Source organism: Acetobacter indonesiensis, from assembly GCF_000963945.1.
Taxonomy (GTDB): Bacteria; Pseudomonadota; Alphaproteobacteria; order Acetobacterales; family Acetobacteraceae; genus Acetobacter; species Acetobacter indonesiensis.
The window spans coordinates 165737-177546 of sequence record NZ_BAMW01000006.1; the positions used below are offsets into that span (position 1 = coordinate 165737).

General features: G+C 51.7%; 5 protein-coding genes. 3 read left to right on the forward strand and 2 right to left on the reverse strand.

What is annotated here, in order from left to right; all coding sequences use genetic code 11:
* Positions 1-8: 8 nt before the first annotated feature.
* Positions 9-794, reverse strand: coding sequence for an alpha/beta fold hydrolase (locus Abin_RS02020; protein ID WP_048844672.1), 786 nt, complete (start codon positions 792-794; stop codon positions 9-11).
* A 283-nt stretch (positions 795-1077) separates the two neighbouring features.
* Here Abin_RS02020 and Abin_RS02025 point away from each other — a divergent pair, with 283 nt between their 5' ends.
* The 3 genes from Abin_RS02025 (at position 1078) to Abin_RS02035 (ending at position 9366) form a co-directional block, all read left to right on the forward strand.
* Entirely contained in the window at positions 1078-1896 is an 819-nt protein-coding gene (locus tag Abin_RS02025) for a universal stress protein (RefSeq protein ID WP_048844673.1), read from the forward strand.
* 250 nt (positions 1897-2146) lie between these two features.
* Positions 2147-6643, forward strand: coding sequence for a Hint domain-containing protein (locus tag Abin_RS02030; RefSeq protein ID WP_048844674.1), 4497 nt, complete (start codon positions 2147-2149; stop codon positions 6641-6643).
* Positions 6644-6930: 287 nt separating this feature from the next.
* On the forward strand, positions 6931-9366 hold the full coding sequence (locus tag Abin_RS02035) for a TonB-dependent receptor (RefSeq protein WP_048844675.1): 2436 nt from the start codon (positions 6931-6933) through the stop codon (positions 9364-9366).
* A 167-nt stretch (positions 9367-9533) separates the two neighbouring features.
* Here the strand turns inward: Abin_RS02035 and Abin_RS02040 are convergent, their stop codons facing one another.
* Entirely contained in the window at positions 9534-11507 is a 1974-nt protein-coding gene (locus tag Abin_RS02040; RefSeq protein ID WP_048844828.1) for an OPT family oligopeptide transporter, read from the reverse strand.
* Positions 11508-11810 lie beyond the last annotated feature (303 nt).

Genomic DNA, 11810 nt, shown 5'->3' on the forward strand with positions numbered 1-11810 from the left:
TCGAAGCCTTACAGTTTTGCAAAGTCCTCAACCAGTTCGGCAAAGCGTTTGGGGGCATCAACATGCACCCAATGCCCTGCACCACTAATGGTCTCAAGTGTATAATGTGGGAAGAGTGCCCGCATGGCTGGGTAGTTCTTGGGTTGGATATACGGTGAAATCTCGCCCCGAATAAACAGGGTGGGGCCGTTATAGACTGTCCCTTCCGGGAAGTCAGGCCACCCCATAATGGCGGGCAGTCCGTCCATGATTTCCTTTAGCCCGATTTCCCAGCCCGGATTGTCACCCAGACGCATATTCTGAATCATAAGCTGCCGCACAGCTTCGTTGGGAATAAGCGGGTGAAGCAGGGCATCCGCCCCGGCGCGATCAAGCGTTGCCGGAAATTCCAGATTTTCTAGTCCGGTTGGAATATCCATGCGGGTGAAGCCGCCCTCAGCCGGGGCAATATCGGCGACCAGCAGGCTATGCACCAGTTCGGGGTGGGTTAAAGCCAGCATCATGGCGGTTTTGCCCCCCATTGAATGCCCAAGCAGCATGGCGGGGGAGGCATTATAATAAGCAAGCGTTTCCCGCACATCATCTGCCATGGTCGGATAGCTGGCGGGGCCATGCGGGCTTTCACCATGGTTGCGAAGGTCTAGAGCCAACGTGCGACGTGTGGTTGCCAGACGTCTTTGCACGAAACCAAGATTACGGGCGCGGCCAAACATTCCGTGCAGCAGCACGACTGGCGGCAGGTCCGGGTTGGCATCCTGTGTATCCGGTCCTCGTTCAATCACGTTCAGCAGCACGGTTCTGTCGATCCTTTCATGGTGTGGGTGCAATAGCCACGCACCTGCAAGCGGGACTTTTGCCTATCCGGCCCAGAAAGGCGAGGGGGCAAGCGCTTGTTTTTCTTCACCTTGTGGAGAGACGCAGACGTTTTAAGCCCGCTTTCAATCAGGATTACCGAGCTTGTTGCCTGCGAGGCAACTCTTGTGCTGTTTGCGAGTTTTTATCAGCAGATTTCAAAAGCCGTCTGTCAAAAAACAACAGCATATGGCTGTGTGAGGCCTGACTTAGCAGGAAAAAGGAATGAGCATGCAACGGTGCCTGGTTATTCTGAACCGAGAAGATCAAGTGAAGGTGCTGTTGGATATGGCAGCCCATCTTGTCAGCAAGATCAACCTGCGCCGCATAGACGTGCTGGCTTTGCGCGAACCAAGTGGCACAGGCCAGCCATTTGGCCTGACGGCTGAAGGTGTGTTTCTTCTGGAAGAAGATCAGAAAGAATGGGCTCTGTCTTTGCACAAGGCATTCTGTCACTGGTTACAAAATGAATATATCCAGCCCCATGATATGCTGGAAACCACAGAAATTAACTGGCTTGACCCAGAAGGTGATGCCGCCAGTGTTATCCCTATGATGGGACGTAATGCAGATCTGATTATCACTTTGTTTCCTGACAAACAGGATAGCCAACAGAAACAGCGTGGTCTGAAAGCGGCCATTTTTGAAACAGATCGTCCAGTGCTGCTTGTGCCCCGTTATTGGGATAGAGGAACAGGCGAGTCTGTCTTGCTGGCATGGAAAGATGCAGGGTGCGCGCGGCGAGCTTTCGCGTCTGCCCGACATATTTTGCCCGCCGCCCAGACGGTGCAGGTGCTTATGCAGAAAGGCGAGCACTGGCCGCAGGATATTCTACCCGAAGTAACTCTGCATAAAATAGCGCTACCCGCGCAACACTCGCCTGCGGAAGTCGGCCAAGCCATTCTGGATACGGCCATGATACAGGAGGCCGATCTGATTGTTATGGGCGGCTATCAGCACGGCATGCTGTATAATCGCATTATGGGAAGTGCGACGGACTATATCCTCCAGCACCCGTTGGTGCCTGTGCTTTTGCAACATTAAGCCGAAAAAGTTCTTAAAATACAAACATAAAAGATTTATGCATGAATATGAAGTATTTATTTGGTGTTCCGTGAATTTAGTCATGAAATAATAAAAATAAGCATTGATTACATTGTGAGGTTGGTCGCTTTCACGCCACGAATAATGTGTCAAAAAAGAAAAAATTTAACAGAATTGTGTAGTGGCGTTAATGATAACCCATTCAAAGGAAAGACTCTCTTTTTGAGTCTGAGAAGAGTGGTGCTGTTTCATGCCTTTAAATTACACTGTTTCGTCCGGCCAGCATGTTAGCAATGTTAGACTTTCGGACGGAGATCATCTGATTATTGAAAATGGTGCTTCAGCCGAAGGCACAATTTTTGGTTCGGGTAGCATTGAGAATATACTTGCAGGAGGAAGTGCGTCATCAGAACTCTTTGGTGTTTCTGGTGGTGTGGTTGCTTCTGGTACTCAATTAAATGCAATTCTTACTCCCACCAACGAGATAGATGCGACGGGCAGTTCAGGGATTGCAACCAACAATACTGTTGTTGGAGGGGTTATTGTAGCAGTTAGTGGAGGCACCACTCTTAGTAATACGATAAATGGCAGCGGCCGTGGCCTTGTTCTGTCGGGGTCTTTGGCTTCTGGAAATAATATCACATTTGGTGGAGGCGAAGTTGTTTCAGCTGGTGGTTCTGCCAGGGGCGAAACAGTTGGTGGCGGAGGGGAGCTTGATGCTCGCGGCTCAGGGGCAGTTTTAAGCCAGATTCTTGTGAGCGGGGGCCTTGTTTACCTTCAAAATGAAGCGCATGCGATTTCAAATACTGTGCTTGGCGAAGGTAGAGTTTTTGTCGCTGATGGAAGTGTCGTGTCGGCAACGACTGTTAGTCAGGGCGGCCAGATGCACGCCTCAGCCAATGGCTTGCTTATTTCAAACACAGCGACCGATAGCGCTATTATTACTGCAAATAGCGGGGGCACTCTTTCTGGCAATACTGCCGGACCGGGTGGTCAATTACAGGTTGTTTCAGGCGGCTTTGCATCGGATAATTTTATAAGCGGCAGCTTGGCAATAGAAGTGGTTTTCTCTGGCGGATCTGCTGTGGGGGCTACGGTTGTTTCAACCGGGCAGCTTCAGGTTTCTGCCGGTGGGTATGCTGAAAACGATACAATTATTGGCTCAAATACGCTGGAATTTGCCTATAGCGGTGGAACTGTCGCCCACGAAACATTGCTTTCGGGCGCACAGTTGCAAGTCTTTGCCAATGCAAAGGCTTCAGGGGATATTTTACGTGATTCTGGGACATCTGAAATTGTTTCGAGCGGCGGTGTTGCCGTCGGCGAGACTATTTACGCTGGCGCAGAGATTGATGCGCGTGGAAGTGGTGCTTTTGTAAGTGGCACAATAGCATCTGGCGGTATTCTCTGGGCAGGGAGTGGGGGTGTTCTTTCAGGGAATATTTTGTATTCTGGAGCAAGTTTACAGATTGAGTCAGGATCATTTTCTTACGGGAATACACTGAATAGTGGCTCTTATGAAAATTTAACTGTTTCCTCGATTGCGCGTGGTGAAACTGTTTTGGATGGTGCCAATGTTAAGGCGCTGGACTCAGGAAGTCGTATAGAAGGAGCCACGGTTTCGAAAGGTGGCATTCTTGCTGCGAAAAACGGCGGTGTTGCAGATGGTAATTCTTTATCCGGTGGCCAGTTGGAGATTGGGCCAGGTGGATTAGCGAGTAACAATATTTTTGTTGGCAGTGATGTCGATTACTCTAGCAGCCAGCAGGGTGAATGGGTGCAAAGTGGTGGCACTGTCAGTCACGAGACTTTTCTAAGCAGTGCAGCGCTACGTGTTGACGTTGGGGGAAGCGCGTCTGATATTCAGATCAATGGTGCAGAGATTAACCTTGTTAGCGGTGGCACTGTTGATACTGCCCATCTGAGCGGTGATTCCCTAATTATTGTGGGACAGAATGCAGTTCTTAAAAATACGGAAATTGCATCAGGTACAGAACTAATCATTCAATCGCCAGCAAGCTTCCTCAACGATACGATTGATATCGGGGCAAAGGTTGGTGTCGGGGTGGACGTTGGTGTTACCACAATGTTTGCCGGAAATAAGCTCATTATTCAGGGCAGTAACGGTTCCCAGACACTCACAATCAACGGAAATGGAGACGAATTTTTCCTGCAACCTGTAGCAGGTGAGGATGGTATCTTTACCCTTGAAGAAGGGACGCCCTGTTATTGTCGTGGTACGCTGATTGCGACAGCGCGTGGTGACATCCCGGTAGAAGCACTACGTATTGGGGATCAGGTTGCAACCGCTACCAACGGTTATCGGCCCGTTCGCTGGATTGGTCGGCGCAGTTATTCCGGGCAGTTTGCAAACGGAAACCGGGATGTTCTGCCAGTTGTTTTCCGTAGGGGATCACTCGGAAACGGTTTGCCGAGACAGGACCTTTCGGTTTCCCCGTTACATGCCATGTATCTGGATGGTGTGTTGATACCCGCTGTCTTGCTGGTAAACGGAACCAGCATTGTGCAGGCGGAAAAAATGGACGAGGTGTCTTATTTCCATATCGAGTTGGAAAGTCATGACATCGTTTTTGCCAATGGTGCGTATTCAGAAACATTTGTTGATGATGATTCTCGCGGTATGTTCCATAATGCGGATGAATATGCAGCACTTTATCCAAATGCAGTGAAACAACCTGCTGTTTATTGTGCACCTCGTGTAGAAGAAGGTGCACAACTTGAGAATATCCGCAAAACGCTTGCTGGTTTGTATGCTGCTGCGCCCATAAAAGATGCGCCTTTGGAAGGCTTTTTGGATACTGTTACGCGTAGTCGTTTGTCTGGTTGGGCCAGAAACCCCAAAGACAGTGCGCCGGTGCGTTTGCAAATTCTGGATTGTGGCCGCGTAATTGGTGAGGTTGTGGCCAATAAACCCCGGCCAGATGTTGGTACGGAATGTGGGTTCGTGTTCGATGTGCCTGCTGGTCTTTCGCCCTTGGAACGTCATGTTCTGGAAGTTCGGCGCGTAGAAGACCACACTTCTGTAGGTAACGTGCCGTGGATGCTTGACCAGTTGCCACAGGCACCTGTGCAAGCCGTTGTCGTATCAGGTGCGGGCAAGCCACTAGACGGTTGTCTGGATGAAGTGACACGGGACCGTGTGGCTGGCTGGGCTTGGAATCCTAAAACACCAGATGAACCCGTGGCGTTGCAAATTCTGGATAATGGTCAGCTTATTGCATCTGTCCTTGCCAACGGCTTGCGCCCGGATGTGAAAGCAACCGGACGGAATGTACGGTGTGGATTTGATATTCTGCTTCCCGGAGGCCTTTCTCCGTTCACGCGCCACGTTATTGAAGTGCGTGGTGAATCAGATGGCACATTGCTGGCAGCTCCGACTGTGATTGAGCCTGTTACGGTTTTTGATGATACGTTTGAACAGGCGGTAAGTCGTGCTGTTGCCGCGGCAACAGATCAGAAAGGGCAAGAACATATCTTGTCTTTCTTGATGGGGCAGGTTGAAAAACTCTCTCAGGCGCATGCACAAAAGGAAAGCGGTAAAGCTGACCGTGAACTGGCAGCGTCACGTCGTCGGCGTGGCCTGAAAGTGGAACCTTCTAAAGTAACAAAACGGGTGCTGGTGGTGGATGCGTTGCGTCCTCGGACAGACCATGATGCTGGGTCCTGTGCTATTGTTTCTCATATGAAGGCATTTCAGAAGCTGGGATATGATGTCAGCTTTGTTGCTGCGGACCAGATGGCGGATACTGGCCGGGGACCGGTCCTTTCTGGCGTTACCGTTATGGCCGCACCATTCTACGTGTCGTTGGAAGATCTGTTGCGGAAGCAGGCAGATAGCTTTGATGTGGTGTACCTGCACAGGCAGGATATTGCGTCGCGTTATATCGCGCTGGTACGCCGCTACCAGCGGCGGGCCCGTGTGGTGTATAGTGTTGCAGATCTGCATTTTGTCCGACTGGCGCGCCAGGCTCAGGTTTTAAGTGAACCGGCGTTACTGGCTAAAGCTCAGTCAGTGCAGCAGGCCGAATGTGCAGCAGCACGACAGGCAGATGCGGTTATTACCCATTCAATTGATGAAGCGGCACTTCTGCGGCGGGATGCTGCGGGTGTGAAGGTGCATGTTGTGCCATGGGCGGTTGAGCCCCGTAAACGCGTTCCGGGCTTTGCCAAGCGGCATGGGGTTGTGTTTGTAGGTAATTATACGCACACGCCCAATGTGGATGCAGCCCGCTGGTTGGTAGAAGAAATCATGCCATTAGTGTGGGCGCAGGATAGCAGCATTGGCTGCACGCTTGTGGGTGCCGGGATGACGGAGGAGGTAGCGTCTCTGGCACGCAAAGGTGTGACTGTCCGTGGCCACGTAGCTGATCTGACAAGTGTGTTTGATACCGCACGGTTAAGTGTTGCGCCGCTTCGGTTTGGTGCAGGGATAAAAGGCAAGGTTCTTGACTCGTTCGCTGCGGCTTTACCATGTGTCATGACCGAGGTTGCAGCAGAGGGCCTTGGGCTGAACAATGATCTATCCCAGCTCGTAGGTCGAAATGCGCAGGAACTGGCTGACAGCATCGTGCGTATCCATAACAATGCGGAAAACCAGAAACATTTGGCTCGGGCGGCATGGACTTACGTGCGTGAGCACAATGCATCCAAAGTTGTCGAGAGCGCATTGCAGTCAGCACTTGAGCAGAAAATGAAGGTGTATCAGGTGCAGAAGCGGGCTGGATAAGTTCGTCCTTAATCGCAGTAATCGTTAAAGAGGCACCGAAAGGTGCCTCTTTTTTTATAAATAGCCATGCAAAATATGTTTGTCTGTTAGTCTTTTCCGGGGGCCATGGAATGTCAAAAAAGACAAGAAGTCCTGGAAATAAGGCACTTTTCCATAATATTTAAAAAAATTTTATAGTTTAATGAGAGGGAGAATCGTTTGCACTAATCTGCAATAAGGGTTGCGAGTAATTATCATTACTGGATAAGAGGCACGGATAGTGTCTCTCCGTTGTGCAGGTGTGCTTTATGCGTAATTCAAGTGTTCGTCGGCGTTTGCGTCCGGCGCCATTAGCTGTTGGTCTGGCGTTAGGGTGTTCCGCCGCGTCGGGTCTGCTTGATGAACAGGCGACAGCGGCCACTGCCACCGGGGCGCATGCGCATAAGAAGCATGGCGGCAAAGCTCATAAAGCGGCTCAACCAACATCCCCCACTGTTTCTTCTCCTGCTGTGCCGCCTGAAACGGGCCATGCAACCTTAGCCAATGCGAAAGGGCACGGCCCTGCGCTGGTTGGTACCAAAGATGGTACGCAAGCTGAAGAATGGACCGTTGTGGCGTCGCCCATGAACACGCTGCGGACACCTATTGGCATCAGCCGGATGCCGCAGGATGTTCTGCACACGCCGCAGACCATTGATGTTGTGCCGCAAATTCTGATGCAACAGCAGAACGTGAAGTCTCTGGATGAGGCACTGAAGAACGTACCCGGTATTACGGCGTCTGTGGGTGAAGGCGAAGGCGGTATGGCCGGGGATCAGTTCTTGATCCGTGGTTTTGCCGCACAGAACGATATTTACGAAAATGGCTTGCGTGACTTCGGTGTTTATACACGCGATAGCTTTGATTATGACCATGTGACGGTTATCAAAGGGCCATCGTCACAGGTGTTTGGGAATGGCACGACGGGTGGCGCAATTAATATTACCACCAAAACGCCGACGGCCACCAATCATGTCGGGGCCAGCTTTTCTGGCGGTAGCGGTGCATATTACCGGGGAACGCTTGATTTTAACCGTAAGATTACAGACAGCATAGCCTTCCGCATTACCGGGATGGGCAATGAAAGCAACATGGTGGGGCGTGATGCTGTGTATTCCCATCGGTGGGGTATTGCACCATCCATTATTTTTGGTCTGGGAAAGAAAGTTAATTATACCATCGAGTATTTCCATCAGACAGATAACCGTATTCCAGACTATGGTGTGCCTGTTGTGACCAAACCGGGGACACGGTACGGCAAGCCTGTAACCGAATACGGCGTACGCCGCACCAATTGGTATGGCACCACGTTTGATCAGGATGCCTCAAATGTTGACATGCTGACGGGCCGGTTGCAGTGGGAGTTGAGCAAATACCTCACGATTTATAATGATACGCGTGGCGGTCTTTACAGCCGTTATTTCTCCTCGTCTCAGGAAGCGTGTAATGCAACCTGTACGGCCGCTTTGTTTTCCTCGCATCCACAGACGGCGCAGGTTTCCCGTATTGGTGGGGTAGGGGGACCAAACCCTTATCAGCAGGATGACTGGTCCGTCCAGAACGTGGCTTCTGCTGTTGCTAACTTTACAACAGGTACCATCAAACATCAGATGATTGGTGGTTTTGACATTGAACATATTTATGATCGTCGTCAGAACTATGCCTACAATAATCCTGCTATTCGCCAATATGCCAGCTTGCTGAATCCGGTTTCCTATATTCCGGGGCTGGATGTTGGTGTCGGGTCGTTACATCCGAATAACCTTGTGAATATTCCAAACGGGGTTGGGCGCAAGGAATGGAAAACCAGCGCCGCCACAGATGTCGGGGCGTTCTTTTCGGAACAGGCTTGGCTAGCTCCATGGTTTTCAGTTAAAGCCGGGTTCCGTTGGGATCACTGGAGCAGTAACTACAGTGCAACTGGCGGTGTGGCGACCACGGCTGATACGCATCTGGGCCAGAAGCAGGATACATTCAACCCGAATGTCAGCCTGATGTACACGCCGAATGACCACACAATGGTTTATTTCAACTGGGCAGAGTCAACAACGCCGTTGGGGCTGTATGTCACCAACAGTTCTGAACCACTTTCGCCCAAAAATTCAAAGTTTGAGCCTGAACGCAGCAGACTTTACGAACTGGGGGCAAAATATTCAGCATTTCATGATCGGGTTGGTTTTACTGCGTCCATCTTCCGGTTGGAGAAAGGCAACTCTATCCTGACGGACCCTAGTTCAGGAGCCGTTACCAATTCAGGTGATACACAGCGGAACCAAGGGATTGAGTTGAGTGTTTCCGGTCAGATTTTGAAAAACTGGAACGTCATTGCAACCTATGCCCGGTATGACAGCAAAACCACAGGCGGTACGGCGGCGGATATTGGTAAGCAGATTCAGTATGTCCCCCGTAATCAGGCAACGGTTTGGAGCACTTATGAAATTGCACCAAAGACGCCCTACAACATGACTGTTGGTGGTGGTGTCACATGGCGCGAAGGTGTGTTTCTTGACCCTGCGAACACAGCACGCGTTCCGGCTAACGTCGAATTTGATGCTGTCGTGTCCCATCAGTTTGGTCCACATTGGCGCGTGGCTATGAATGGTTACAATCTGGCCAACCGTCTGAATTACGGCAACCTGTTCAGCAACCGCGTGACCCCGTCTATAGGGCGTGCGTTCCTGTTCCAGTTGTCAGCCAGCTACTAAACTTGGCAATTAGCCTGACAGTTGACTGTTAGGCATTGAATTGAAAAAAAGCGCCGGTGCTTATGCTCCGGCGCTTTTTCTATAGGGGACCGATGATCTGCTGACGGCCTTATTCGCGCAATAAAGGTTGCGCGGATAAGGGGAGCAGTTTTGAAAGCATTAAGGCGTCAGGTTGTCTGGTCTGTTTTTAAAACACTCCGGCAGAACCAGACGCAGATAAGACAGAAGATAATAAACCCAAGCAGAGACGTAACTGGTGCCGGCAGCCATGATGCCAAAGACAAAGCATCGTCCTTGCCCAACGCGCCTGAAAGAATGGCAAGGGCAACACCGGTCAGGCTTTCCCCGACAATGAAACCGGATGCCAGCATGGTGCCGATGGAGGCATCATGCTCGCTTGTCGCTGTGGTGGTGGAAATGCTGGCTCTTTTGGTGTTCAAATGGCGTTTCAGCAACCAGCCCATGATGGCCCCGACCGCCAAGGTTACACTGACAGACGGTGGCAGATAAATACCGACAGCAACCCCCAGAGGCGGCAGAGACAGTTTGCGGCGGCGGAGCAGCAGATCCACAACAATCAGCGCAGCCCCTAGTCCGATGCCAAGAGACAGCATGCTCCAGTCAAGTGAGCCCGTGAAAATACCTTTTGCAATCAGCGAAATCAGCGCGGGTTGCGGGGCTGACAAGGCATGGGATGGGTCCATACCAGGGCGTGGCATGGCACCGGCAAAACCATAAGCCTGATACAGAATGTTCAGCACGGGGGGAATAACAGCAGCGCCGACAACACAGCCCGCAATCAAAGCGACCTGCTGTTTCCATGGGGATGCGCCAACAAGCTGACCTGTTTTTAGATCCTGAAGGTTATCATTGGAAATGGCGGCAATAGCAGTAATGGCTGACAGCAACAGAATGGTAAAACCCGTCGCCAAAGTCTGGTTGTTAACCATCATTTCAGCGGGCATCAGGCCAAGTGCTTCCAGCCCCAGAATCATCAAAGCCGAAAGCACGGCCGCGATAATCACAATGCCGGAGATAGGGGAAGAGGAAGACCCCACAATACCCGCCATATAGCCGCACGCTGCCGCCATGATGAACCCGAACACGATGCAGAACAGAACGGCAGCGGTAACGGCTGGCCAAATGCCATGTGCTACGGGCCAGAGAAATACCGCAAAAAACACGCCCAACAGAAGAACAGTTACTACCAACAGGGCGATCAAGGCGCGCGGGGAGAGGTCCCGGTCACTTTCAGTCGTTAACGGGTCACGGCTGGCCCGTAACATGGTGCGTAAACCACGGGCCACGGGGCCCATCAGTTCAATAAGGGTCCACACAGATGCCATGGCAATTGCACCGGCTCCGATAAATCGAACTTTATGCAGCCACATGGATTGCGCAAATGCGCTGACAGTCAGATGGTCCGTGTTCGGAACATGGGCCGTCAACCACGGCACACCAAAACCCCAGGCCAGAATACACCCAAGCAACATCGCTAATCCACCAGCCAGCCCAACCAGATAGCCAGCCCCGATCAAAGCAAGAGATAGGCCACCTGTAGCCTGAAACACGGCGGCTCCGGCGCTGGCTGTGACACTGACACTGTCTGCCAGCAAACGCAGACCGTTGCTGGCAAAGGTGAACAGCGCCGCGACCACGCTACCGCTAATCAGGGCGGTCAGGCTTTTGCTGTTTTCCTTATCAGCCCCAGCGCGCAGAATTTCAGCTGCGGCGACGCCTTCCGGGTAAGGCAGGGCACTTTCTGTGACCAGTGCGCGGCGCAAGGGAATGGTAAACAACACCCCGGCAATACCGCCAGCCAGGGAAATACCAGCGGTCTGCCAGAAGGGAAAATTGCTCCATAACCCCGTCATAATCAGGCCGGGGAATGTGGCGAATACACAAGACAGGGTGCCAGCAGCTGAAGCCTGACTTTGCACCATATTGTTTTCAAGAATGGTGCCATTACCCAAAGCCCGTAACACCGCCATTGAGATAACGGCAGCGGGAATGGACGAAGCAAAAGTCAGCCCGATACGCAGGCCCAGATACACATTTGACGCCGTGAAGACGACGGTAATCAAAGCCCCGAGAATAAGCCCACGCAGGGTGAGTTCTCGCGGGGAGAGGGAATGCGTCATACGCGAAAGGCCTCGATGTGTGGTCGTTATAAAACAGGAACCGGTGAAAGCCGGCACAGGCCAGTGCCAAACAGGTGCAGGGCCGATGCCAGCAGGGTCAGAATGTTCTTGGATACGATGCCCGCAGCGGCTTGTCTGCCCCTGAATGAACCGCAAATGCAACGGTGTAACGATATTGCGGGAAGGGGAGCGAGCAGGAACACAATGAAAAGTCTGAGAGTGACGCGACGACCAATATGAAAAAGGCATCCGGCCTGAAAACCGGATGCCTACTTTGAGCAGTCAGAAAGGAGGAAGGGGCAC